This window comes from Phenylobacterium sp. LjRoot97 (genome assembly GCF_964254345.1).
Taxonomy (GTDB): Bacteria; Pseudomonadota; Alphaproteobacteria; order Caulobacterales; family Caulobacteraceae; genus Phenylobacterium.
The window spans coordinates 3,503,390-3,527,209 of the sequence record NZ_CAXUTH020000001.1 but is presented as its reverse complement, the minus strand read 5'-3'; the positions used below and the strand labels follow the sequence as shown (position 1 = coordinate 3,527,209).

25 protein-coding genes and 1 tRNA gene are annotated in these 23,820 nt (G+C 66.9%); 15 read left to right on the top strand and 11 right to left on the bottom strand.

What is annotated here, in order from left to right; translation table 11 throughout:
* Positions 1 to 4: 4 nt before the first annotated feature.
* The 3 genes from ACSQ2H_RS17340 to ACSQ2H_RS17330 are packed head-to-tail and all read left to right on the top strand — an operon-like array spanning position 5 to position 1,803.
* Positions 5 to 280, top strand: coding sequence for a hypothetical protein (locus ACSQ2H_RS17340; protein ID WP_183772256.1), 276 nt, complete (start codon positions 5 to 7; stop codon positions 278 to 280).
* The gene (locus ACSQ2H_RS17335; protein ID WP_436062631.1) at positions 281 to 1,288 is read left to right on the top strand and encodes a fumarylacetoacetate hydrolase family protein; all 1,008 of its coding nucleotides are present in this window, start codon (positions 281 to 283) and stop codon (positions 1,286 to 1,288) included. It begins immediately after the preceding gene.
* On the top strand, positions 1,285 to 1,803 hold the full coding sequence (locus tag ACSQ2H_RS17330; protein WP_436062630.1) for a MarR family winged helix-turn-helix transcriptional regulator: 519 nt from the start codon (positions 1,285 to 1,287) through the stop codon (positions 1,801 to 1,803). The genes ACSQ2H_RS17335 and ACSQ2H_RS17330 overlap by 4 nt, the downstream gene beginning before the upstream one ends.
* 1 nt (position 1,804) lies before the next feature.
* Here ACSQ2H_RS17330 and ACSQ2H_RS17325 read toward each other — a convergent pair whose 3' ends face one another.
* The 6 genes from ACSQ2H_RS17325 to ACSQ2H_RS17300 all read right to left on the bottom strand — a co-directional run bounded on the left by ACSQ2H_RS17325 (position 1,805) and on the right by ACSQ2H_RS17300 (position 6,225).
* Positions 1,805 to 2,113 carry a hypothetical protein gene (locus tag ACSQ2H_RS17325; RefSeq protein WP_436062629.1) on the bottom strand — a complete coding sequence of 103 codons (309 nt, stop codon included), beginning with the start codon at positions 2,111 to 2,113 and terminating at the stop codon, positions 1,805 to 1,807.
* 93 nt (positions 2,114 to 2,206) lie between these two features.
* A complete protein-coding gene (gene feoB, locus ACSQ2H_RS17320) occupies positions 2,207 to 4,078 on the bottom strand; it encodes a ferrous iron transporter B (protein WP_436062628.1) in 1,872 nt (623 codons plus the stop codon).
* Positions 4,075 to 4,344 carry a FeoA family protein gene (locus ACSQ2H_RS17315; protein ID WP_436062627.1) on the bottom strand — a complete coding sequence of 90 codons (270 nt, stop codon included), beginning with the start codon at positions 4,342 to 4,344 and terminating at the stop codon, positions 4,075 to 4,077. Before ACSQ2H_RS17315 ends, feoB begins: the two co-directional genes overlap by 4 nt.
* A gap of 245 nt (positions 4,345 to 4,589) precedes the next feature.
* A complete protein-coding gene (locus ACSQ2H_RS17310; RefSeq protein ID WP_436062626.1) occupies positions 4,590 to 5,363 on the bottom strand; it encodes a sulfite exporter TauE/SafE family protein in 774 nt (257 codons plus the stop codon).
* Between the two features lie 3 nt (positions 5,364 to 5,366).
* The gene (locus ACSQ2H_RS17305; RefSeq protein ID WP_436062625.1) at positions 5,367 to 5,897 is read right to left on the bottom strand and encodes a rhodanese family protein; all 531 of its coding nucleotides are present in this window, start codon (positions 5,895 to 5,897) and stop codon (positions 5,367 to 5,369) included.
* Positions 5,866 to 6,225 carry an ArsR/SmtB family transcription factor gene (locus ACSQ2H_RS17300; RefSeq protein WP_436062624.1) on the bottom strand — a complete coding sequence of 120 codons (360 nt, stop codon included), beginning with the start codon at positions 6,223 to 6,225 and terminating at the stop codon, positions 5,866 to 5,868. Before ACSQ2H_RS17300 ends, ACSQ2H_RS17305 begins: the two co-directional genes overlap by 32 nt.
* Positions 6,226 to 6,466: 241 nt before the next feature.
* Between ACSQ2H_RS17300 and ACSQ2H_RS17295 the strand changes: the two genes are divergently transcribed.
* The 5 genes from ACSQ2H_RS17295 to ACSQ2H_RS17275 all read left to right on the top strand — a co-directional run bounded on the left by ACSQ2H_RS17295 (position 6,467) and on the right by ACSQ2H_RS17275 (position 11,480).
* Positions 6,467 to 6,551: transfer RNA gene (locus tag ACSQ2H_RS17295), tRNA-Leu, on the top strand.
* An 849-nt stretch (positions 6,552 to 7,400) separates the two neighbouring features.
* Positions 7,401 to 7,973 carry a hypothetical protein gene (locus tag ACSQ2H_RS17290; RefSeq protein WP_436062623.1) on the top strand — a complete coding sequence of 191 codons (573 nt, stop codon included), beginning with the start codon at positions 7,401 to 7,403 and terminating at the stop codon, positions 7,971 to 7,973.
* Between the two features lie 163 nt (positions 7,974 to 8,136).
* Positions 8,137 to 8,649, top strand: a complete 513-nt coding sequence (locus ACSQ2H_RS17285; protein WP_436062622.1) for a Rap1a/Tai family immunity protein — start codon at positions 8,137 to 8,139, stop codon at positions 8,647 to 8,649.
* Positions 8,650 to 9,073: 424 nt separating this feature from the next.
* Entirely contained in the window at positions 9,074 to 9,448 is a 375-nt protein-coding gene (locus ACSQ2H_RS17280) for a hypothetical protein (protein WP_436062621.1), read from the top strand.
* Positions 9,441 to 11,480 carry an amylo-alpha-1,6-glucosidase gene (locus tag ACSQ2H_RS17275; RefSeq protein ID WP_436062620.1) on the top strand — a complete coding sequence of 680 codons (2,040 nt, stop codon included), beginning with the start codon at positions 9,441 to 9,443 and terminating at the stop codon, positions 11,478 to 11,480. The genes ACSQ2H_RS17280 and ACSQ2H_RS17275 overlap by 8 nt, the downstream gene beginning before the upstream one ends.
* On the opposite strand, the gene ACSQ2H_RS17270 is transcribed toward ACSQ2H_RS17275, so the two are convergent.
* Positions 11,473 to 11,763, bottom strand: coding sequence for a hypothetical protein (locus tag ACSQ2H_RS17270; RefSeq protein ID WP_436062619.1), 291 nt, complete (start codon positions 11,761 to 11,763; stop codon positions 11,473 to 11,475). The two genes, ACSQ2H_RS17275 and ACSQ2H_RS17270, sit on opposite strands and share 8 nt — an antisense overlap.
* A 438-nt stretch (positions 11,764 to 12,201) precedes the next feature.
* Between ACSQ2H_RS17270 and ACSQ2H_RS17265 the strand changes: the two genes are divergently transcribed.
* Both ACSQ2H_RS17265 and ACSQ2H_RS17260 read left to right on the top strand, forming a co-directional pair.
* The gene (locus ACSQ2H_RS17265; protein ID WP_436062618.1) at positions 12,202 to 12,804 is read left to right on the top strand and encodes an exopolysaccharide biosynthesis protein; all 603 of its coding nucleotides are present in this window, start codon (positions 12,202 to 12,204) and stop codon (positions 12,802 to 12,804) included.
* 130 nt (positions 12,805 to 12,934) lie between these two features.
* Positions 12,935 to 13,783, top strand: a complete 849-nt coding sequence (locus ACSQ2H_RS17260; protein ID WP_436062617.1) for a universal stress protein — start codon at positions 12,935 to 12,937, stop codon at positions 13,781 to 13,783.
* Here ACSQ2H_RS17260 and ACSQ2H_RS17255 read toward each other — a convergent pair.
* Both ACSQ2H_RS17255 and ACSQ2H_RS17250 read right to left on the bottom strand, forming a co-directional pair.
* Complete coding sequence (locus ACSQ2H_RS17255) at positions 13,770 to 14,279, bottom strand: NUDIX domain-containing protein (RefSeq protein ID WP_436062616.1); 510 nt, start codon at positions 14,277 to 14,279, stop codon at positions 13,770 to 13,772. The two genes, ACSQ2H_RS17260 and ACSQ2H_RS17255, sit on opposite strands and share 14 nt — an antisense overlap.
* Entirely contained in the window at positions 14,276 to 15,235 is a 960-nt protein-coding gene (locus tag ACSQ2H_RS17250) for a 1-phosphofructokinase family hexose kinase (RefSeq protein WP_436062615.1), read from the bottom strand. The genes ACSQ2H_RS17255 and ACSQ2H_RS17250 overlap by 4 nt, the downstream gene beginning before the upstream one ends.
* Positions 15,236 to 15,289: 54 nt before the next feature.
* Between ACSQ2H_RS17250 and ACSQ2H_RS17245 the strand changes: the two genes are divergently transcribed.
* Complete coding sequence (locus tag ACSQ2H_RS17245; RefSeq protein ID WP_436062614.1) at positions 15,290 to 15,793, top strand: hypothetical protein; 504 nt, start codon at positions 15,290 to 15,292, stop codon at positions 15,791 to 15,793.
* A gap of 34 nt (positions 15,794 to 15,827) precedes the next feature.
* Here the strand turns inward: ACSQ2H_RS17245 and ACSQ2H_RS17240 are convergent, their stop codons facing one another.
* Complete coding sequence (locus ACSQ2H_RS17240) at positions 15,828 to 16,490, bottom strand: BON domain-containing protein (protein ID WP_436062613.1); 663 nt, start codon at positions 16,488 to 16,490, stop codon at positions 15,828 to 15,830.
* A 156-nt stretch (positions 16,491 to 16,646) separates the two neighbouring features.
* Here ACSQ2H_RS17240 and ppsA point away from each other — a divergent pair, with 156 nt between their 5' ends.
* The 4 genes from ppsA (at position 16,647) to ACSQ2H_RS17220 (ending at position 23,353) form a co-directional block, all read left to right on the top strand.
* Complete coding sequence (gene ppsA, locus ACSQ2H_RS17235) at positions 16,647 to 19,100, top strand: phosphoenolpyruvate synthase (protein WP_436062612.1); 2,454 nt, start codon at positions 16,647 to 16,649, stop codon at positions 19,098 to 19,100.
* Positions 19,101 to 19,109: 9 nt separating this feature from the next.
* Positions 19,110 to 21,605, top strand: a complete 2,496-nt coding sequence (locus ACSQ2H_RS17230) for a cation-translocating P-type ATPase (protein ID WP_436062611.1) — start codon at positions 19,110 to 19,112, stop codon at positions 21,603 to 21,605.
* An 88-nt stretch (positions 21,606 to 21,693) separates the two neighbouring features.
* Complete coding sequence (locus tag ACSQ2H_RS17225) at positions 21,694 to 22,530, top strand: universal stress protein (RefSeq protein WP_436062610.1); 837 nt, start codon at positions 21,694 to 21,696, stop codon at positions 22,528 to 22,530.
* Between the two features lie 76 nt (positions 22,531 to 22,606).
* Positions 22,607 to 23,353: a universal stress protein gene (locus ACSQ2H_RS17220; RefSeq protein WP_436062609.1), complete on the top strand. Its 747-nt coding sequence runs from the start codon at positions 22,607 to 22,609 to the stop codon at positions 23,351 to 23,353.
* 4 nt (positions 23,354 to 23,357) lie between these two features.
* Here the strand turns inward: ACSQ2H_RS17220 and ACSQ2H_RS17215 are convergent, their stop codons facing one another.
* Complete coding sequence (locus ACSQ2H_RS17215; RefSeq protein ID WP_436062608.1) at positions 23,358 to 23,744, bottom strand: response regulator; 387 nt, start codon at positions 23,742 to 23,744, stop codon at positions 23,358 to 23,360.
* Positions 23,745 to 23,820: the final 76 nt, after the last annotated feature.

Here is a 23,820-nt window from a genome sequence, read left to right as displayed (position 1 = left end):
GGGCATGGCCCATATCGATCCGCAACTCGACCTGACCGAAGCCGCCGAAGAGGAGATGGAGCGCGCCTGCTCGCTGGGCCGGCGCGACATGGCCGCCTGCACGCCCTGGGGCGACACCTACGAGGGCTACACCCCGGCTGGTCGGGACGTGTGCTTCGAGCGCAATTATTTGTGGGTCGGCGAGCCGGGCGGAGACATCTGCGTCGAGGTCGTGGTCTACTTCCCCGAAGCCTACGAAAGCGGCGTGCGCGTGACACGTACGGTGGGCCGGGAGGAATGAATGAAGCTCGCCTCTCTGAAGGGGGGACGTGACGGCCGTCTGGTCGTCGTCTCGCAGGACCTCGCCTGGTGCGCAGACGCGGGCGCCATCGCCCCGACCTTGCAGGCCGCCCTCGATGACTGGGAAACCGCCGAGCCGCTGCTGCGCGGCCTGGCCGAGAGCCTGGAACATGGCTCGGTCCCGCGTGAACGGTTCCACGAGCACGAGGCGGCCAGCCCGTTGCCGCGGGCCTATCAGTGGGCCGACGGCTCGGCCTATGTGAACCACGTCGCGCTGGTGCGAAAAGCCCGCGCCGCCGACATGCCTGACAGCTTCTGGACCGACCCCTTGATGTATCAAGGCGGCTCCGACGGGTTCCTCGGACCTCGCGATCCGATCCCGCTCGCCGACGAGGCCTGGGGCTGCGACATGGAGGGCGAGATCGCGGTCGTCACCGGCGACGTGCCGCTGGGCGCCAGCCGCGAGCAGGGGCTGGCGGCGATCCGGCTGGTCATGCTCTGCAACGACGTTTCGCTGCGCAACCTGATCCCGGGCGAGATCGGCAAGAGCTTCGGCTTCTTCCAGTCCAAGCCGGCCTCGGCCTTCTCGCCGGTGGCGGTGACGCCCGACGCGCTGGGCGAGGCCTGGAAGGACGGCAAGCTGCATGGCGCGCTGGAGGTCGAGCTGAACGGCGCGCCGCTCGGCGCCGCCGACGCCGGCGTCGACATGACCTTCGACTTCGGGACGCTGATCGCCCACGCGGCAAAGACCCGCGCCCTGGGCGCAGGCACGATCATCGGCTCGGGCACGGTGTCGAATCGCGGCCCGGACGGCGGTCCAGGAAAAACCATCGCCGAGGGCGGCGTCGGCTATTCCTGCCTCGCAGAGTTGCGGACGGTGGAGACCCTCGCCCAAGGCGGACCCAAGACGCCGTTCATGAAGGCCGGCGACGAGGTCCGCATTGAGATGCGCGACGGGCGGCGGCATTCCATCTTCGGAGCGATCGAACAGCGCGTGGCGGCCTCATGACCGGACCATCCAACATCGTCGAAGGCGAGGCGGCCACGTCCCTGCAACTGGACGCCTATCTGCCCTATCGGCTCTCGGTCGCCTCAAACGCGGTCAGCGGCCTGATCGCCCGCGCCTACGAGGATCGCTTCGCGCTGAGCGTGCCGCAGTGGCGGCTGATCTGCGTGCTGGCCGAGGACGGCGGCCTGACCCAGCGCGAGATCGTCGCCCGCACGGTGATGGACAAGGTGACGGTCAGCCGCGCCGCCCGCGGCCTGAGCGCCCGGCGGCTGATCGCGCGCTCGGAAAACGAGTCCGACGGCCGCTCGCATGTGCTGACCCTGACCGACGAGGGCCGGCGGCTGCATGCCGAGATCGCGCCGCTGGCGCTGGCCTACGAGGCGGCGCTGATCTGCGGCCTGGCGCCGGCCGAGGTCGCCCAGCTCAAGCGGCTGCTGGCGCGCTTGCAGCACGCGGCAGGCACGCTGTCGGGCGGCGCGCCGCCGCTGGCCGATCCGGGGCTCGGCGCCCGCTGACCTAGTGCGCGGTGGCGGCCTTCAGGCCCCAGCGGTGCGACCCCTCGCCGAAGCGCAGGTGGAAGCCGTAGAGCGCGCGGCGGGCCTCGTCGCGCCAGATCTCCTCGAAGGAGACGATCACGGCGCTTTCGAAATCTTCCGGGATGTTCTTCACGTCGACCCCGACGTCGCGCGCGACGTTGGCGATCACGTCGCGACGGTGGGCTTCGCCCCCGAAGTACAGAAGAGTTTCGCGGATGCGCTCGACGAGATGTTCGCTCGTCGGACGCTTGGCGGCCTTGCGCCGCGGTTGCTTGAGAGTTTGGTCCATTCTAGTCCCCACCCGATGATGGAACGCTAGAACCGCCGGTTTATCGGAGGGTTAATCGGCGTGATTAATATCGCCTTCAGGTTGAGAGGGGCGTCAGCCCCCTCCGAGCGCCACCGCGGTGTGATAGACGATGAACGAGGCGGTGTAGGCCAGCGTCACCATGTAGACGAACATCACCGTCGGCCAGACCCAGCTGTTGGTCTCGCGCTTCACCACCCCCAGCGTCGGCGCGCATTGCGGCGCGAAGATATACCAGGCCAGGAACGACAGGCCGGTGGCCAGCGACCAGTGGTGCGAGAGCGTGGTCGCCAGGGCGCCGACGTTGTTCTCGGCGTCGCCGACGGCGTAGACGGTGCCCAGCGTGGCCACGGCCACCTCGCGTGCGGCCATGCCCGGGATCAGGGCGATGGACATCTGCCAGTTGAACCCGATGGGGGCCAGCAGCGGCTGGATGAAGTTCCCGATGATGCCGGCGAAGCTGTAGTCGATGGCCGGCTGGGTCGCCCCCTCCGGCGGATAGGGGAAGGTCGACAGCACCCAGATCAGGATCATCATCGGCAGGATGATGCGGCCGGCACGGTTGATGAAGATCTGGGCGCGGACCAGCAGGTTGCGCAGCACGCTCTTCGGCTCGGGCAGCTTGTAGGTCGGCAGCTCCATCAGGAACGGCTCGACGGTGCTGCGCCAGAAGAACCGGCGGGTGACGAAGGAGACCAGCAGGGCGCTGACGATCCCGGTGGCGTAGAGGCCGAACATCACCAGCCCCTGCAGGCTGAACAGGCCCCAGACCTGGGTGTTGGGAATGAACGCGCCGATGATCAGGGTGTAGACCGGAATGCGCGCCGAGCAGGTCATCAGCGGGGCCACCAGGATGGTGGTGATCCGGTCCGGCTTGGAGTCGATCACCCGCGTCGACATGATCCCGGGGATCGCGCAGGCGAACGAGGACAGCAGCGGAATGAAGGCGCGCCCGTGCAGGCCCGCACCGCCCATGATCTTGTCCATCAGGAACGCCGCCCGGGCCATGTAGCCCAGGTCTTCCAGCAGGATGATGAAGAAGAACAGGATCAGGATCTGCGGCAGGAAGACCAGCACGCTGCCGACGCCGGCGATCAGGCCGTCGGCCACCAGGCTCTGCAGCAGCGCGTTGGGGATGTATTCGGCGACCGCCGCCCCCAGCCAGCCGAACAGCGCCTCGATGCCGTCCATCGCGGGGCCGGCCCAGGTGAACACGGCCTGGAACATCAGGAACAGCAGGCCGAACAGGATCGCCAGGCCGGCGACCGGGTGCAGCAGCACGGAGTCGATGCGGCCGGTCCAGGTGTCCGGATGCTCGGGGGGACGGACATAGGTCCGCACGATGCGCTGGGCCTCGGCGTGGGCCTTGCGGATTTCGGCGGCGTTGGGCTCGCGCCAGACGTTTTCGCCGCCGAGATGGCCGGCCGCGACCAGGGCGTCGACTTCCTTCAGCAGGTCCTCGATGCCGCGCTTGCGGGTGGCGACGGTGGTGACGATCGGGGCGCCGATCTCGCGCGACAGCCCTTCAAGGTCGATGCGCAGGCCCTGGCGCTGGGCGATGTCGTACATGTTGAGCGCCAGCACCATCGGACGCCCAACCTGCTTGAGCTCCATCGCCAGGCGCAGCACCAGGCGCAGATTGGTGGCGTCGGCGACGCAGACGACGATCTCGGGCGGGACTTCGCCGGCCAGTCGGCCGAGCACCGCATCGCGGGTCACCGCTTCATCGGGGCTGCGCGCACGCAGCGAGTAGGTGCCGGGCAGGTCCAGCACCATCAGCTGGCGGCCGGCGGGCGAGGTGACCACGCCCTCCTTACGTTCGACGGTGACGCCGGCGTAGTTGGCGACCTTCTGGCGGGCGCCGGTCAGGGCGTTGAAGAGGGCGGTCTTGCCGGAGTTCGGATTGCCGACCAGGGCGATGCGGGCCGGGGACAGGGTCTCGCTCATTGCGCGGGCTTACTCAGCAGAACATAGACGTCCTCGGCGTCACGGCGGCGCAGGGCCACGCGCATGTCGTCAAGACGTACGGCGATCGGGTCGCGGCCGATGGCGCCCTCGTGGATCACTTCGATGTGCGCGCCTTCGACGAAGCCGAATTCGAGCAGGCGGCGCTGCAGTTCCTCGACGCCGACGCCATGCGCCGTCGAGCTGCTTTCGGCGCGGACTTCCAGAATGACACCCGCATCGCCCACGGACGCGTCGCTCAGGCGCACGACAGCGCCCTCCGTGGCGGCTCCGACGGCCCCCGGCCGGGTCGAGATAGTGTTCATCCAGAAATCCCTACGCGCACTCTTGAGAATGATTATCATTTGAGCGCGACCGCGTCGAGAGCTTAACCGAACTTGCGGGCGGGGTGGGCGGATGCGCCGCGCCGAGCGCGGCTAGCCTGCCGGCAGCTGCTTGATTGACGGATCGCCCTCACGCGAGCGGGCATGGAGAAACTGGTCGGCGCGCCGGGTTAGGCCAGCGCGCGCCAGGCGACATAGGCGGCCGTGGCGATCACCATGAGGGCGAAGATGCGGCGGGCCAAGTCGGCGCGCCCTTCAAGGCGCGCGGCCAAGGGCACGGCGGCCAGGACTCCTGCGCCGCCGCCAGCCACGAGGGCCGCAAAGATCGGCCAGTCGACGAGGCCGGACGCCGCGTAGCTGAGGCTGGTGGCCGCTCCAAACAACGCGACGGAGACGAGCGAGGAGGCCGCCGCATTGGCCAGTGTCATGCCGGTCGCCGCCATCAGGCCCGGCACGATGAGGAAGCCGCCGCCGACGCCGAAGAAGCCTGCGGCAAGCCCGGTCGCCAATCCCGCCGGCGCAAGACGTCGGGTCAGCTTGAGGTCGAGGCGGACCCCGGGGTCGCCGGCGTTCTTGCGGGGCAGCAACATCGAGGCCCCGATCAGCGCCATCGCCACCGCGAACCAGACCAGCAGCGTGCCGCCGGCGAGTTGCTTGGCGAAGTGGGCGCCAACGAGAGAGCCAGCGAGGCCCGCGCCGCCGAATACCAGCGCACAGGGCCACTTTACGCGGCCTGCACGCGCCTGCACGGCCAAGCCCGCCAACGCGTTGACGGCGACCGCCGCCGCCGACGTGCCGATCGCCACGTGGGGGTCGCGGATTCCGACGAGGTAGATCAGTAGCGGCGTGGCCAATACCGAGCCGCCGCCGCCGAACACGCCTAGCAGCAGCCCCACCACGGCGCCGCTGAAGGCCGCAAGCGCGTAGGTGACCATCGGATCCATTCGTCAGGACCTGACGCGATTCCAAGGTGCCCATCCGAGCACCCGGGCCATGCCGCAGAAACCGGTGACGCCCGCGATAGTCAGCCCCGCGCCGACGAAGACTGCGATCCCGTAGAAGGCAGGGTGCACGAGGGCGCCGAGCGCCACGCTCGCCAGCACCAGTGAGCCGGCGGCGATCTGGACCTGGCGCATGATCTCGAGCGGCGCCTTACGATCCTCCACTACCGGGAGGCCGGCAGCGGCCCATGCATCAACGCCACCATCGAGAACGTAGGCCGGTCCGTCCACAACGGCGGCCAGTCGCTGGCAGTTGGCGCCGGTGCGCATGCCGGTGCGGCACGTGAAGATCACGACCGAACCGGGCTCGACTTTCAGCGGGTCCTTTTCGAAGGCCGAAAGCGGGCGCGATAGCGCGCCCTGCACGTGGCGGCGGGCGAACTCGTCTGGTTCGCGAATGTCTACAAGGATAGCGCGACGGGCGCCGAGGCGCGCCTTCACGTCGTCAGGTTTGAGCGGGATCAGAGCGGCGTTCATTGGGGGACCTCATGTCTGGCGGGCAGAAGATTTCGGCGAGCGTCTCCACCACCCGGACTGCGGCGCTGTCGGCGATCCGATAGCGAACCGTCTGGGACTCGCGGCTCGTGGCCACGATCCCCTCCTCGCGCAGCAACGCGAGATGCTGCGAGAGGGCCGACTGAGACAGGCCGACGAGCGGCAGCAGCTCTCCGACCGATCGCTCGCGGTCGCCGAGCTGGCATAGGATCATCAGGCGCCGCTCGTTGGCGAGCGCGCGCAGGAGGCGCGCGGCCTCCGCAGCGCTGGCCTCGAAGCGGGCGATGTCGAAGTTCGCGAGATCGAGCATGGGGCTAATATATTACGTATATCTAAATTAGCAAATGCTAATCTATTGGGCTTGGCAGGCTTCAACCATGAACCCGGCCGTTCAAGCGCTCTTCGATTCCGCCACGTCATCGACAGCCGCCCCGCCAAGTTGTCGGCAGCCAAGCCTTCCTGAACTTGTCCCCTACGACCGATATCATCGGCCGTTCGCTCTCCTCTGGCGTTCGCCTGGTAGGCTTGTTAAACGGATCGCCCTCACGCGTGCGGGCGTGGTGAAACTGGTAGACGCGCCGGACTCAAAATCCGGTTCCGAAAGGAGTGTCGGTTCGAGCCCGACCGCCCGCACCAACCCTTCCGACATTTGGAAACCACAGCGCTCCACGCAGCCGGCGGCCGCGCGCGGTCCACGGGCGCGTCATGGGGCGGGGAGATGATCCGGGTCGCTCTCGTTGCATTCGAGTCTCGCCAAGGCCTTCCGTCTTGGTGAGTCCTATCGGTGGTTGAGCGCGGCCATCGGCGCTCGGAGAGCTTTGATTCAGCGCAATGCGCGGGCCTGCCGGTCTCGGCCGAATGCGCTTGGATTTGGAGAAGCCGCCATGCGCAAGGTCATATTTGTTCTCGTTTCCGCCGCGTCTCTCGCCGGACCGGCCTTCGCCCAGCAGGATCGCGCGCCTCAAGTTGCGCCGCCGAAGGCCGAGCGGACCGACACTGCGCCTACGCCTGAAATGTGCAGGGCCCTGATGGGGCGACACATGGAGGGAAGGCCGCCCAACGGCCATGGACACGACCGGATGGGGCCGATGACTTGGCCGAACGGCACGCCGTTGACCGCAGCCGAAATAGAGAAAATGCACCGGGACTGCGCCGCAAGGATGCATAGCCCGGCCGCTCCGACGACGCCGAGATAGCCATTTCAATCCGGCGTCCCCCTCGTCGATGCGCGGCGGCGGGGGTGTTGAGAACGTGCTCGAGACGCGCGCCGCCGCCCTTGGCCCTTCGGCTTGGATATCCGCGCAGGCCATCCGGTCGAGACAGCTCTCCAGGACGTGCGAGCGCACGCTAGGGTTTTACATCCCAGAACCCCGAAAGCGGAATGCGGGCGCGCGAGTAAACCTTTGATATTGTGGTAGTTAGCGCGCGGCGCCACAGTTCTGTCGAAAGGCGTTGCGCCGGTCCGGGCGCGACGGTTGGGGCTCCATGAAGCGCAGGCCCGAGGACGCCCCCTGGTCCGTCGCTTGGAGCGGGGAGCAGGGGTTTCGGCTGCAGCCGTCCCGAGACTTTCCCGGACGGATCGAGCTCGACCAGCGGCAGGCCCCGGGGATCGGGGATCCGATCTTCGCGATGATGCATCTGACGCGGCAGCGCCGGGCGATGGCCGACTTCCTCTGCCACGTCTGCGGAGGAAGGACCTCAGGGCCTGACAGATACATCTTCGCGACGGCCTCCGGCGGCTTCGTGGCGCTGCGCGAAGGCGGCGAGCTTTACGCTTGCAACGTGCCGCCGATGCATAGGGCCTGCGCCGATCGGGCTCGGGACCTTTGCCCCCATCTGGCGAGGCTTGATGACGCTCCCCTGCGGTGCGACGCCGACGATGGGCGGCTGATCGAGCGGACGGATGTGACGCCCGGCTTGGAGGCCATTGTCGAGCGTCTGCCCAGGAACACCGAAGTCGTCTTCTCCTGCTACCGGCTCTATGGGCCGACCTTCACGCTCAAGGTAAGGGAAACCCGCGCAGCCTGGGAGGCGGCGGCGCGAAGACGGCGACCTTAGGGGCCCCCGGTCCGCCAATGGCGGGTCTGCTCAGAAGTCGGTTCGTCCGTCGGGAGGACGTGACACCCTCCTGTTTGATCCTGCGCAAGTCGGAGACGCCCGGAGGCGTGATGATGAGGCCCGCCCGAAATCGGGTCGGGTGACGGCCAGAAGAGCCCCGCACATGCCCTTCCTGCTTTCCCTGTTGATCGGCGCCAAGGTACTGATGCCCATCGGCGTGCTTGCTGCTGCGTCGCCGGCTGCGCCCCAGGAATACCGGGGGTTTGTCGATGCTGCAGAGATCGTGGCGATGTGCTCCGCCGACGAACAGGCGGATCCCGAGACACGGTCGTTCTGCCTGGGATACGTATCGGGAGCGGCGGATCAGATGCTGGCGCAGCAGGATGATCGGCGCCGCACGATGTGCCTGCCTGACGACCTGCTCGCCGACGACCTTGCCGATACGGTTCGGGACTATGGGGATGTGGTCGCGGCCAGCCATGATCTGAGCGGTGCGGACTTTCTGGAGTCCGTGTTCGCAAGCGCCTACCCCTGTCAGGTGGTTGAGCTGATCCCAAGCGGCTCGAATGGGGCCGCAGCCGGCTTGCGACATGGCGCCCGACTAGGGGTGAGCGGCTTGCGCGCGCCCGTTCGGGAGCAGGGTGAGGCGGGCAGGCAGGGATCGCAAGTGCAGTGACCCGTCGTCATTACAAGACCAAGGTTCACATGCGGGTGCGCTGTGGCGGTCGATGGGGAGAGCCAAGTTCGCGTGCCCTATGCGTTGCGCGGGACGCAGACTGGACTGATGACCGCGAGCGCGTGACGTGTGAGCTATGCACCCGATATCTCCTGCGCCTTGACGCCGATATTGCGCGCCGAGCCAGCTCGCCGCTTCGGAGGTGAGCGCAGTCGGTGAGCGCAGTCGGTGGGCGCTCGCGTGGGGGAGGGGCGGAGCGGCAATCGACGGGGCGGGGCGGCGCAGAGGCCGAAGTGACGTCGGGTCTCGATTCCTCGCGAATACGTACCGATGGGATGACCCTTAGTCTCGGTGAAGAACCGGACTTTCATCTCCCGATCCAGTGGGTGCAGACAGTGGGCGTAGCAAAATTCGGATCCATCCGATGCCCAAGCCGATTGCACCCGCGACAGAGGTCGTCCCGGCCGATTGGAGCGCGCGCCGCGGCCCGGGGCCGGGCCTGTCAGGTCTTTCCGGAAAGGTCAGGCTCAAGGTCGCCGACAAGGAGATCGGCGTCCTGAACGTCGCACGAGGCGAGGCCGAGATCGGTCCTCCAGGTCCAGCAGACGCGATCGTTTCCGCAGACACCTTGGAGACCCTCGTCGGTCTCCTCGGGGGCGAAATTCAGGCCTTCGTGGCAAGGCTGCAAAACCGGGTTCAGGTCGAGGGCGACGCGGGCCTGGTGGTTCGGATCTTTTTCGGTCTCAGAGCCGGGTCGCCGTGGACCGGATTGGCGCCGGGGAGGTCACCTCATGCCTGACACGGTCAGCATCCTGGACGGCAACAGGTTCGTGGTCAGCAATCGGCAGGGCGATATCGAGGCCAGTCCGACCGAACACCACGGGCTGTTCCTCAACGACACCCGCTACCTGTCGCGCTGGGTGCTGACGATCAATGGTCAGCGCCCGACGCTGCTCTCGGTCGATGACACGGCCTACTACCGCGTCCAGCACTTCCTGGCCCTCGCGACTGGCGCTGTCTATATCGACTCTCACCTGTCAGTGGTCCGCCAGAGGTGCATCAGCGAGGGCTTTCAGGAGCGTCTGGTGCTGGCCAATCACGGCCGCGAGCCGGTTGAACTCAAGGTGAGGATCGACGTCGGCGCTGACTTCGCGGACCTGTTCGAAGTTAAGGACAAACTGGCCAAAAAGGGCGAACTGTCTCGCAGGGTCGAGGGGGCGAACATTGTGCTGGGGTACCGGCGCGAGGCCTTCCAGCGTGAGACCGTGGTCACGTGCAGTGTCGCCGCCGAGACTGACGAGAGCGGATTTGAGTTCTCGGTGCGGCTCGACGGTCAATCCATCTGGCAGGCGGACTTTACGGTTTCGGCGGAGCGGCGCCACGAGACGCCGGTTGCGGCGCCGGATGGGCAATCGGTCGCCGATGGCGGCATGCGGCCAGATCTGACCGAAAGTCTCCGCCAATGGCTGGGCGCCGCCCCGAAACTCTCCACCACCTGGGAGCCGCTGGAGCGGATCTACCAACGAAGCCTGACAGATCTTGCGGCGCTCCGGTTTCGAGCGCCCATCATTCTTGCCTCGATGCCCGCAGCAGGCCTGCCATGGTTTATGACCATCTTCGGCCGTGACAGCCTGATCACCAGCTTCCAGTGCCTGCCGTTCTTGCCCGAGCTGGCGGCCACCACCCTGCGGACCCTGGCCATGTTGCAGTCGCGGTCGGACGATCCCTTTCGCGACGCCGAGCCGGGAAAGATCCCGCATGAACTCCGCTTCGGTGAGCGGACAGCCTTCGAGGATACCCCGCACTCGCCCTATTACGGCACCGCCGACGCCACGCCCCTGTTCCTGATCCTGCTGGAGGAATATGCCCGATGGACCGGCGATGTGGAGCTGGTTCGGTCCCTTGAGGGCGAAGCCCGCGCCGCCCTGGCCTGGATCGACGAGTATGGCGACCGGGACAATGACGGCTATGTCGAGTACGAGCGCCGGAACCCTGATGGCCTGGAAAACCAGTGTTGGAAGGACTCAGGAGACTCGATCGCCTTCGCGGACGGGACGCTCGCCGAGACGCCGCGCGCCACCTGCGAACTGCAGGGCTACGTCTACGACGCCAAGCGCCGCATGGCGCGGCTGGCCCGCGAGCTCTGGAACGACCCCTCGCTTGCCGATGAACTGGAGGCGCAGGCCGGCGATCTCAAGAGACGGTTCAACGAGGACTTCTGGCTGCCGGAGCAGGGGTTCTTTGCGCTGGGGCTAGACCGAGCCAAGCGCAAGATCGACTCGCTGACATCGAACATCGGCCATCTGCTCTGGAGCGGCATCGCCGATGAAGAGAAGGCCAGGTCATGCGTGGCTCACCTTATGGACGACGCCCTGTTTTCGGGTTGGGGCGTCCGCACCATGGCTAAGTCGGCTGGCTCCTATAACCCGATCGGCTACCACGTCGGCACGGTCTGGCCGCACGACAACTCGCTGATTGTCTGGGGGCTGCGACGCTACGGCTACGACGCCGAAGCCATGCGCATTGGCTACGCCATGCTGGAGGCCGCTCAGCTGTTCAATTGCAGGCTTCCAGAGGCGTTCGCGGGCTATGCGCGCGAGGCGACCAGCTATCCGGTCGAATATCCCACCGCCTGCAGCCCCCAAGCCTGGGCCTCCGGCACGCCGTTGCTGCTGATACGGGCGATGCTGGGGCTGGAGGCCATGAACGGGCAACTGATCGTCAACCCGGCAGTGCCGGGCCCGATCGGGCGCCTCGAACTTCTGTCCGTGCCCGGTTGCTGGGGACGTCGCGACGCGTTCGGGCGTTCGCTGTCGTCGTCAGCTACTTGACGACGCTGCGCTTCTCGCCGGACAGGGTATTGACGACCTGCGTCTGGCCCGGAGCGGCGGAGTCGCCGATCTTCCAACCCGCAGGGCAGGGGCCGATCTGCGTGTAGCGTCGCACCTGCTCGAAGCTCGGGCCCTTCTTGTCCTGGCGGCTGACGGCCATTTCGACGGTGAAGTCGCTGGTCGGGTCGCCGGTGATCGACGAGCCGACGCGATAGAGCTGGTCGTCGGTGCGACATTTCACAGAATAGGTGGTGGCCGTCTCGACCGGCGCGTCGACGCGCACGCACTCGCGACCTGCAACAGACGGCGTAGGGCGGCGAAACGAGGCCTCGATCGCGTGATCAGCGCAAAGCTCGACTTGGCTCGCGGGCTGGCCGATCTGCACCACTTCTATCCGCCAGAGTCGGGTTTCGGAGGAGGCGACCGCCTTGGTCCTTTGTGTGGGCTTGGCGTCCTCACGCTGACAGGCGCTGGCGATCAAAGCCAACGCGGCCACTAGTAAAATGTGTCGCTGACCAGGCATGCTGTTGCTCCAGAAGGCGGCCGGAAGTTCCCGGCCCGTGTGGAGCGAACACCAGTTGGCTCACGCCGATCTTGACGCAGGTCAAACGCCGATGGCGCGTCGCGGTTGTCGACGACGCCGGCCTTCGAGCGCTTCTATGAATGAGCCGCCGCCAACGGCGACAGTTCGACCGGTCGAGTGCGGCCCTTAGTCCGATCCATGGAGCAGCATACGCAATCCCTCGCGGTCGCTTTGCGGCGTCTGCTGGATAGTCGCGGCGAGCGCGTCGCATTGGGGGAGATCCTGGCCGGCGTCGAGGAGGAAGGCGGGGCGGGACCGGTGCTCCTGCTCCTTGTGCTGCCGATCCTGGTCCCGCTCCCGCCTGGCTTCTCCATGGTCCTGTCATTGCCGCTGCTGTTCGTGGCTCCGCAGATCGTGCTCGGACGGCGCCGCCTTTGGCTGCCTCGGGGGCTGCGTCGCCAGTCCGTCAAGCACGCCGATCTGGCGAAGGTCATCCATCGGCTGCTGCCGCTCATCGAGCGCATGGAGACGTTTGTGCGTCCCCGATTGACCTTTCTGGCGAGCGGACTTGGCGTCCGGGCGGTCGGCGTCGCGTGCACCCTGATCGCGTTGGTTCTGGTGCTGCCCATACCGTTCGCAAACCTGGCGCCCGCTGCTGCGCTGGGCGTGTTCGCCCTTGGCGTGTCGCGCAGGGACGGACTCGTGGTGCTTGTCGGATACGGGCTTTTGGCGCTCGCTGTCCTGGTCATCGCATTGGGCGTTCACGGCGCGGCCCTGGGGCTGCGGCATTTGCTGAGCTAGCGGCGCCTAAGCTCGGGCTCAATTGACCCCGATCAAGGCCTGCGTTCCTGCGACCGCCCATCGTCGCCGACAGAGCGGCTTGGTTCAGCCAGAGGGCCGAACACGCCGCATGTCGTGAAGGGGCTATGCCGTGGCGTACGATGATCTGATGGTCTGCTTTAGCAGCTACCCCGAACCAACCCCGCCAGCTGTGATCAGCGAGGCCGCGCGGCTGACGGCCGCCCTCGGAGCCTCCGCCTGCGCTGTGGCGGGACACATCAAGATACCTCTCAAGAGCAATCAACTCGCCGAGATGCTCCTGCACCTCACCGATCTGGCGCGAGACGAAGAGGCCAAGAGCCTGCGCCATGCGCAATCGGTGATGCAGGGCTTCGAGAGCGCCGCGGAGACGTTTGGTCTGTCGACGACGACCACGATCGTCCACGCTGAGCTTCACACAATGATCGATCACCTTACCCGGATGGCGCGCACGCGCAGCTTGACGATCTTGCCCATCGAGGCGTTCGCCACGGTCCCGGGCGGACTTGCCGAAGCGCTCATCTTCGGGTCCGGTCGGCCGGTGGTGTTGTTCGCGCATGGCCAACGCATGCCGGTCCATCCGCGCATTGAGCGAATTGTCGTCGCTTGGGATGGCGGGCGGGCCGCCGCGCGCGCAGTTGCGGACGCGATGCCGCTGCTGCGTCGCGCTGAGGAAGTGTCGCTCCTCGCCGTGACGGGCGACAAGCCCTCGGCAGCCAAGGGCGCGCTTGGCGAACTGGTGCGACATCTTGCGGCCTGCGGCGTCGCTGCGGTCCCTCAAGAGGTCGTGAAGACCGATCCCGACATCGGCCGCGTGATCAACGACCATGCCGTGGCGACCGGCGCCGACCTTCTGGTCATGGGAGCTTTCGGACACTCCAGAGTTCGGGAATTCGTGCTTGGCGGCGCTACGCAGAGCCTGCTCACCGAACCGAGCGTGCCGGTCTTCATGTCCCACTGACCGGCGGGCCAGGCTCGACGCTCAGGCGCCTCCAGGCTTCATTTAGGACCGGCAGCAGGCTCTTGTGGATCCGCGCCAGTGCGACCTCCGCGCCGCAATACTCATAGGCGTCGATCTCGGGCAGGGGGCGCGGTGTCCCCCGGCGATCCATGAGCTCGAAGGTGTTGCTACGGGCCTTGCCCAAATCGAGATCGGCCTCGGCCATCCAACAGAACGTCAGACCGCCCCCCGAGCGCTTGACCGGCGTAAGCGGAAGGAAGGGGCCATCGACCTCTAGGGCAGTCTCCTCTCTGAACTCACGCCTGGCGGCCGCCAACGGTTCTTCACCTGGCCCGATACGGCCCTTCGGAAACGACCAGGCGCGGAGGTCCTTCCCGCGCCAGAAAGGGCCGCCGGGATGCACCAGGAGGACTTGAAGGCCGGCAAGGCGCCGCCGATAGACGAGGAGGCCGGCGCTGCCGATGCTGGCGCCGCTGGCCCTTTCCACCGCGCTCACGCCGCCGGCCGCGGAAGCGCCGCCTCCATGATCTGCACGTCGCTCACAAGACGGTGGACGTCCTTGGGATGGCAAAGTTCCGTGCCTGAAGCGCGCACGGCGGCGGCTCCTCCGGCGACGCCGAAGCGGAAGGCTTCCAGGTCCGATCGGCCCGTCGCCATGGCCCACACCATCGCGCCGAGAAAGCTGTCGCCGGCGCCGACCGAGCTGACCGGATGGACGGGCAGCGCCGCCGCGCGCCAGGCTCCATTTCCAGTCACCAGCATGGCCCCCTCCGCGCCGAGGGTGACGGCGACGGCGGCGACGCGGCGATGCTCGATGAGCCTGCGGCACGTGGCGATCAGCGCGTGGTCGCTGTCGAGCGCCTCGCCGGAGATTTCCCGTAGTTCGCGCAAGTTGGGCTTAATGAGATCGACCCTGGTTTCGAGCGCTGCGCGCAACGGAGCACCGGAGGTGTCGAGAACGAAGCGTGCGCCGCAATTGCCGGCGACGTCTGCGAGGCGTGCGTAGAAGTCGTCGGGCACGCCCGGCGGCAGGCTGCCGCTGGCGCAAATGATGTCGGGGCGAGAGCTCAGATTCGCCAGGGCGCCCAAGCACTCCATCCACTCGGGCCCTCGAAGGCGCGGGCCCGGAAGGACGAACCGATATTGCTCGCCAGAGCCCTCATCAAACACCGTGAAGTCTTCTCGGGTCTCCTCGGCGATCGCGATGGGATGCGTGCGGACGAACTCGTCGGCCATCAGCCGGTCGAGCAGTTGTCCGACGAGGCCTCCGGCTGGGTAGACGGCGAGCGTGGGGACTCCAAAACGGTGAATGACCCGCGCCACGTTCACGCCGCCGCCGCCAGGATCACGCCGCGACGAGCGGCAGCGCAGCTTGTGGGTAGGTTCGACCCGGGCGGTCGATGCGCTGAGGTCGACAGCGGGATTCATGGCCAGGGTGACGACGAACGGCATCGCGATGTCCTCGATTTGGCCCGGCCAGCCTCGATCATTGGGGCGGCGGGGTGCTTGATCGAGATCAAGGTCGGGCAACGCTGGTCACGCAATCTGCGCCCATCCAAGTCGATGGCGGCTCAAGCTCCGATGAAGACCCAGTCCCCCTTTGCGGTCCCGTCCGACCTTCCTCCCGATCTGGCGCGTGTGCTGGCCTATTGGCGCGGTCTACTGCGCGGGAGCGCCGATATGCCCTTCGCAGACGACGTAAATCTCGCCGACCTGCCAGATTTGGCGCGCCGCCTCTTCCTGATAAGCGCCTTCTCGCGTCCAGAGCGATTTCGCTTCGACCTCATCGGCGATGACATCAAGTGCGATGGCTGGACTGGCCTCTTTCTCGACGAGGCCTCACCGGTCACGCCGTTCGAATTCTTGAGTGCGCAATGCGCCGCCGCCCGCGAGGCCGCTGCTCCGACTTACTATGGGCGCGCCAGTCCTCAGGGTTACGCACGGCTCCTGCTGCCGCTCTGGGCGGACGGCCGCATCTCGATGTTGCTGGGGGCTGTCGATTTCGCCTGATGGGCGTGGCCGCTCCAGGCAGGCGAACCGACCTTCAGGCGCCGATCTCGATGTTGTTCTGGACTTCAGTGACACCGGTGGTCGACCACGCCGCCTGCTCGGCCACATGTTGCTCATGCCAAGTATGGGCCGTGCCGCTCAAGGTGACCTTCGAGCCTTCGACCTGAATGTGAATACGAGATCGCTCGATCTCGGCATTTCGGTGCAGAGCGCGGGCGATGACCTTGCCGACATCTTCGGCCGCCAGCTTTGGATCTAGGCGCATTTCGTTTCTCACGCCCTTGACGCCCGCGAGCTGGGCGACCAGCCGTTCGGCCGCCTGACGCTCATATTGCCAGTCGACCAGGCCCCGAAGGATGACAGTCCCCTCGCTGACCGTGACCTTCACATTCCGCAACCTCGGCGAGGCGTGCCACGCCAGAGCTTCGGAGGCCCGTTCGGCGATCGCCTCATCGGATTTCGCCTCCTTCTCAGGCAAGTGCACGTCCAGTTCCAGCACGACCGCACGCACGCCCCTGATCCGCTGGGTTCGGGCTTCTGCCAGTCGCTTGTGATTGAGCGATGGGACGTGGCCGGTGAGGGTCACCACACCCTGACGAGCGGCGACGCCGATCGACGCGGCGTCGACGCCGGGCTCGTGTTCCAGCTCTTCTTCGACAGCCCGTCGAAGTTCTTGGTCGTCAACGGAAATGGTCATTGTCGCACCTATCGAGGCTGCATCCACACGAAGGATGCCGCAGCCGATCGTGGCGTCATGTGATCTGAGTCAATCGGCGCACACTTGGATTGATCGCGCTCAATGCTGGGCGCCGCGCCGCGCTCATCGTCAGACCATTGACATGGAGTGCGGGCGATGACCTCCAGCTTCCGATATATCCGCGCCTTCGATGACCTGGCGCTCGACGACCTTCCGCTCGTCGGAGGCAAGACCGCATCGCTTGGCGAACTGCGCCAGCTGTTGTCAGACGGGCCGGTACGGACCCCCGATGGCTTTGCCGTCACAGCGGACGCCTACCGACAGGCTGTCTCAAGTTCGCCGCGCTGGGGTGAACTTCAAGCTCTGTTCCGAGACCTTGATGTCACCGACGTCGAGGCTCTGGCGCGGACCGCCGCGCGAGCCCGGGAGATCGTCTACGAGGCGACGGCCGAGGCTGCGCTGGCGGAGGAAATCAAGCGAGCCTATCGGGGATTGGAACAGCGGTATGGCCAGGGTTTGAGCGTTGCTGTGCGGAGCTCTGCGACCGCCGAGGACTTGCCAAACGCCAGTTTTGCGGGGCAGCACGACAGCTTCCTGCATGTCCGAAGCGCGGAGGCTGTCGTCGAGGCCTGCCGTCTTTGCTTCGCGTCGTTGTTCACCGATCGGGCGGTGGTCTACCGGGAAAACCTCGGGTTCGACCATTTCAAAGTCGCCCTTTCCGTGGCGGTCATGCAGATGGTGAACGCCGACGAACAGGTCAGCGGAGTGATCTTCACCCTCGACCCCGACAGCGGCTTTCGTGACGTGGTGCTGGTGTCGGCTTCGTATGGCCTGGGGGAGGGCGTGGTGCAGGGCCGCGTGGATCCGGACGAATTCTATGTCCATAAGCCTACCTATCGAGACGGGGTTCGCGCGGTTCTAAGCCGCCGCCTGGGCGCAAAGCAGCTTCGCTACAGTTGGAGACATGGTCGGGGCGGCGGGGCGGTGCGGACCTCCTCGACCTCGATGTCGGAAAGGCGCCGCTACTGCATCGCCGACCAGGATGTGCTGGCGCTTGCGGGCGCCTCGATCCGCATCGAGTCTCACTATTCCGAGCGTGCGGGGCGCCCCACCCCGATGGATGTCGAGTGGGCGCGGGATCCCGAGGGGCGGCTCTTCATCGTCCAGGCGCGGCCCGAAACGGTGGCCTCGCGCCGTAAGGCCGATGAGCTGGAGAGCTTTCATCTGGCGCGAAAGGGCGTGGCGCTGGTGTGTGGCCGCGCTGTCGGCGAGCAGATCGCATCTGGGCCTGTCAGGGTGATCCGCAGCACGGCTGACCTTGCCGCTTTCAAAGCCGGGGAGGTGCTCGTCGCTGAGGCCACCAGTCCAGATTGGGAACCTGTGATGAAGAGCGCGGCGGGGGTGGTGACCGACCGCGGGGGGCGCACCTGCCATGCCGCAATCGTTGCTCGCGAACTTGGCCTTCCGGCCGTCGTGGGCGCCGGCGACGCGACGAGCCTGCTCGCAAATGGGCAAATGGTGACGGTCTGTTGCGCCGAAGGCGCCGAGGGGCGCGTCTACGACGGAGAGCTCCCCTACAAGATCGAGAGGCTTTCGTTCGAAGCGCTCCCGCGCACCGAAACGCCTGTGATGCTCAACATAGCGCAACCTGATCTCGCCCTACGCGCCGCGCAGCTTCCAAGTGGAGGCGTCGGCCTTGCCCGGTTGGAATTCATCATCAGCCAGCAGATTGGCGTCCACCCCATGGCCGTGGCGCATCCAGACAGGGTGGCGCTTGGCAAGCGCGGCGCCATTGTCCGTCGGGCGCGCGCCGACGCCTCGGTTCACGACTTCTTCGTCCGCTCACTTTCGGAGGGGGTGGCGCTGATCGCCGCCGCCTTCCATCCACGCCCCGTCATCGTCCGCTTGTCGGACTTCAAGACCAACGAGTACGCACGGTTGCTCGGCGGGCGCGACTTCGAGCCGAAGGAAGAAAACCCAATGATCGGGTTTCGCGGCGCGGCGCGCTACGCCCATCCGCTCTACGCTGACGGCTTCGCCCTCGAGTGCGAAGCCCTGGCGCGGGTGCGCGGCGCCATGGGCCTGCGCAATCTTAAGGTGATGGTCCCGTTCTGCCGGCGCGTGGAAGAGGCGAAAGCCGTGCTCGAGGCGATGGCCGCGCACGGATTGGCGCGAGGCCATGACGGGCTCGAGATCTATATGATGTGCGAGATTCCGAACAATGTGGTCCAGATCGGCGCCTTCGCGTCGCTGTTCGATGGTCTATCGATCGGATCGAACGATCTCACGCAGCTCGTACTAGGCGTTGACCGTGATTCCGACATCGTCGCCTTCGACTTCGATGAGCGCGATCCTGGCGTGCTGGAGATGCTTCGACAGGCGGTCGAGGGAGCTCATCGCGTCGGCCGCCCGATCGGCGTGTGCGGCGAGGCGCCGGCGACCTATTCGGAGATCGCCGAATTTCTGACCCGTCTTGGCGTCGACAGCCTCAGCGTCAATCCGCAAAGTCTTGGCCGTACTTTGGCGACCGTCGCGTCTGCGGAGGCCGCGCGGGCAAGCCGACCAGGCTCGCGGAGCCATCGAACCGCAGGCGGGACGACGCGTCGCTAGGCGCGGCCGATGCAGGAGACCGTCCTCGGACCGGGATTGGATGACGCCGAAGCGGCGCGTCGGTTGGCGACCTTTGGCGCCAACGAGCCGCCCGCCGGCCCGAGACGGACTTGGTTGAGCATCGCGATCGAGGCGTTGCGTGAGCCGATGTTCGGTCTGCTGCTTCTGGCCGCCGCTCTATACCTCCTGCTGGGGGACCTCGGCGAAGGGCTCTTCCTGGCGGCAGGCGCCGCGCTTTCCATCGGTCTGGTCGTGTTCCAGGAGGCTCGGAGCGAACGCGCTCTGGCGGCCTTGAAAGCCCTCGCCGCCCCCAGCGTGCGAGTGTTGCGCGGCGGAACCGAGCGGCGAATTCCGGAGCGGGAGGTGGTTCCTGGGGACTTGATGCTGGTGGGGGAGGGGGAGCGGCTGGCCGCCGACGCATGGCTGATCGAAGGCGATGTGCTCGACCTTGATGAGTCCGTGCTGACGGGGGAAGCCGCTTCCGTGGCACGTCGCCCGCGTCGATCAGGCGAGAAGTCTTCGGACGACGAGGCGAGCCTGCTGCAAGCCGGCGCCCTGGTTCTCCGGGGCGCGGGAACGGCGGAAGTGCTGCGGACGGGCGGGCAGACGGCGCTTGGCCAGATTGGCGCGGACCTGGCCCGCATCGAAGAAACGCCCAGCCCGCTACAGATGAAGACGCGACGGCTCGTGGGCTGGCTCGGAGCCCTCGCCATCGGCTTTTGCGTTGTGGTGGCGCTCGTCTACGCCCTCAGAGAGGGTGACTGGGTGGCGGGGGTGCTCGCCGGGATCACAGTCGCCATCGCGCTGATCCCCGAAGAGTTCCCCATGGTGCTGGCGATCTTCTTCGCGCTTGGCGCCTGGCGTCTGGCGCGACGACAGGTCCTGGTCCGGCGCACGGCTGCGATCGAGACGCTTGGTGCGGCCAGCATGCTGTGCGTCGACAAGACCGGCACCCTGACCGCCAATCAGATGACCCTCGCGAGACTTTGGGTCGATGGACGAGATTTGCCGGCGGAGGACGCCGGCGCGTCAGATTCCGTAAGGGCGCTGCTCGTGTCGGCCGCTCGCGCCTCAAGCCGGCAGTCTATCGATCCGATGGACCGAGCCGTGCTCGCCTTGTCCGCGCCGGGCGAGGCCGCTCGCCTGGTAGGCTCGTGGCCGCTGCGGCCGGAGCGGCTGGCGGTCATCCAGCTATGGGAGTCCGCGGATGGACTGAACGCCGCGGCGAAGGGCGCGCCCGAAGCGATCTTCGACATGTGCGAGCTCGACGAAGCCCGTCGCGCGGAGCTGAGTTTTGCGGTTCAGTCGCTGGCCGAACGCGGAATGCGGGTGTTGGGGGTGGCCACAGCCGCGGTCGCCGCCCGGTCGGCCCATGATCCGGCGCTTTGGCCGTTCGAGTTTCTCGGCCTGCTCGGATTTCTTGACCCTCTGCGCGCCGACGCGCCTGCAGCGTTGGCGGAGGCGCGAAATGCGGGCGTCAAAGTCGCGATGATCACAGGCGACTATCCGGCTACCGCCCTGGAAATTGCGCGCCAGGCCGGGATCGACACAAAGCCTGGCGTCCTGCTGGGCAGGCAGATCCAGGCGATGTCGCCAGACCAACTGCGCGCGCAAGTTCGGACCGTCCGCATCTTCGCCCGTGTGCCGCCGAGCGAGAAGCTTCGCCTTGTCGAGGCTCTGAAGGCGAATGGCGAAGTGGTGGTCATGACGGGCGACGGCGTCAACGATGCACCGGCGCTGGAAGCTGCGCATGTCGGGGTGGCGATGGGCCGACGGGGTTCAGCGGTGGCGCGGGAGGCCGCCGATATCGTTCTGCTGGACGACAGTTTCGCCTCGATCGTTGGGGGCGTGAAACTTGGGCGGCGGATCTTCGTCAATCTGCGCAAGGCGCTGGGCTACATTACCGCGATCCACGTCCCAGTAGCCGGCCTGGCCCTCGCGCCATTGATGTTGGGGTGGCCGCCATTGCTGCTGCCGATGCATGTCGTACTCCTTGAGCTGCTTATTGATCCCATCTGCTCCCTGGGGTTCGAGGCCGAACCGAGCGACCCCGATGCGATGCGGCGGCCGCCGCGGACGATCGCCGAACCGTTATTCGGGCGGCGTCAGGTGTTGATGGCTGGCCTGCAGGGAACGTTGATCCTGGCGACGGTGCTGCTGACCTACGGGCTGGCCCTTGCCGACTTCGGCGAAGCCATGGCGCGGGGCGCAGCATTCGGGGGGCTGGTGCTGGCCAACCTGTCGCTGGCCTATGCGACGGCCGCCACGGGCGCAGCTGGTCCCTTCCATAGGTCCCGCCTCGTCTTCTGGGGCATATGCGCGATCGCGGGGGCCGGATTGGCCGTCGCCTACGCGACCCCCACCTTGGCCGAAATCCTGCGCATCGCGATGCCGACGGGAGCGCTTTGGGCGTTTGTTCCGGCATCACTTCTGGCGGGGGGATGGCCGCTCTTGGCCCGTGAGGCTTCGCGGCGCCTCGGCCATCCGGACGCGGCATTTGCCTGAGGCCGAGCTTCTATCTCGCCTTTGATCACGATCAATGGAGCCGCACTGGAACCGCGCAGTCTGAAGGCGCACCAGACGGAGCTGCGTCATGAGCATTCGCGACATCCTTGTCCAAGTCGATGAGCGTGGGACGTCGGCGGCACGTTGCGAGCTGGCTGCGGTGCTGGCCCGAAAGTGGGACGCCGCACTGACGGGCATCTATTTGCATACCCCCTATCCGAGCGACGTCTTCGCTGCGGAAAGGCTGGCCTACTTGCCTCGATCGGCCGCGGAGGCGCTGAAGACGCAGCATGACCGGACCGCCAAGCACGCTGTCGAGGCGGCCGAACAGGTGCTTCGGCGCGCGGCCGACTCCGCCTCCACATCGTTCGAGTGGCTTCAGATCGATGGCGGCGGCGACAGCGAGCTTATCCGAGCGGCGCGCCGCACCGATCTTGTGGTCTTCCCGCCGTGCGCGCTCACCAGCCTGGGAGGACGCATGATCGAGGCCGCCACCTTGGGGCTCGCCTGTGGCGGCCCGGTGCTCGTCGTTCCCGAGGGGGGCGGCTGGACCGAACCGCCCAAACGGATTCTCGTGGCATGGAAGAACACTCGCGAGGCGGCTCGCGCGCTGCACGACGCCTGGCCCTTCCTCGAGGCGGCGCAGGAAGTGACCGTGGTCATGGTGCGCCCCGCGGGCGAGGAGGGCGCCGATGCCGCCCTCGCCGAGCATCTGGCGCGTCATGGCTGCAAAGCGCCGATCATCGTCGAGCGTCACGAGGACCTGTCCGCCGCCGAAATCCTACGCGGTCACGTGGACGCGCGCCGAGCTGATCTCGTTGTCATGGGGCTCTACGGCCGTCCGCGGGTGAGCGAATGGGTGCTAGGGGGCGTGAGCCGCGCGTTTCTCGACGCTCCGCCCACGCCATTGCTGGTCTCGCACTGAGATGGGCGAGTTGGCGGACTTGCTGATGGTGGCGGGCGATGGGCCGGCCGACGCCTACCATGCGAGGTCGTTGGCCTTGGCGCGACGCCTGAGGGCGCAACTCACCGGCGCGTTCTTGCGCCCCGTCTTGCCCCGGCCCTATGGCGTCGAAGGCGGGTGGATGTCGGATGACCTTCTTCGCCAAATGATCACGGCGCAGCGCTCGACCGCGGAAGACGCCGAGGCGCGAGTTCGCGCCGGCCTCATGGAACGCGCTGGCCGGGCCGGGACCGGCGTCGACTGGGTCGCGGTCGATACTTTTGGGCGATTGGTCGAGCGTGCGCGGCTGAGCGATCTGGTGATCGCGCCGTCCCGTGGACACATGGGCGGCGACGTGGACTTCGACGCTGGCCGGCTGGGGCTAGCCTGTGGCCGGCCGCTCGTGGTGATTTCGCAGACCGACCCGGCGACCTCCATTGCGCGCCGGGTGATGATCTGCTGGAACGGCACGCGCGAGAGCGCCCGCGCATGGCGCGACGCTTGGCCGATCATCCTGGCGGCGGACGAGGTCGCCTTGGCGATCGTACGTCCCGAGATCGACTTCGACGATCTGGCGGACTTGAGATTTCGGCTCTCGCGTTGGGACCGGCGCGTCGACACCTTCGTCGACGCCGCCGGCGAAGGGCTTGCGGCCGAAGTCCTTCGCCGCCATGCGAGCGAGTGGGGATGCGATCTGCTGATCATCGGACTCTACGGACGTTCGCGCCTGTCCGAACAACTCCTTGGCGGGGTTAGCCGCGAGTTCATCGCCGATCCCCCGTGCCCGCTACTGGTGTCGCACTAGATGGTCAGCCCAGCATCGGCCCGCCGATCAGCTCGCGGATGGTCGCGAACAAGGCGTCTGTCAGCAGCGGCTTCTCGACGATCGGTATGGCCAAGGTCGTCGCCCGGATCCTCAGATGCGTCGGCAGGTTGGTGGTGATCAAGACGGACGGCGTAGCGACACCCGATGCGCGCAGCCGCATGATGAGCTCCAAGCCGGTCGTGTCGGGCAGCTTCTGGTCGATCACAAGGCAGGCTGCGCGCGCGCCGCTGGCCGCCTCGAGCAGCGTTCTTCCGGTTTCGAAGGCGCCGACCTGGTAGCCCTCCAATTCCAGGGCGAACTTCAGCGCGTTGAGGACCTCGCGGTCATCATCGGCGATCAGCACAAGGCGGGGGTCGGGCGGGGCGATCATCTCCATCCCCCGAACAGCGGGAAGACCACCACCTTGGAGGATTCGGCGGGCGCCGATTTGATATGGCGCAAGCCTC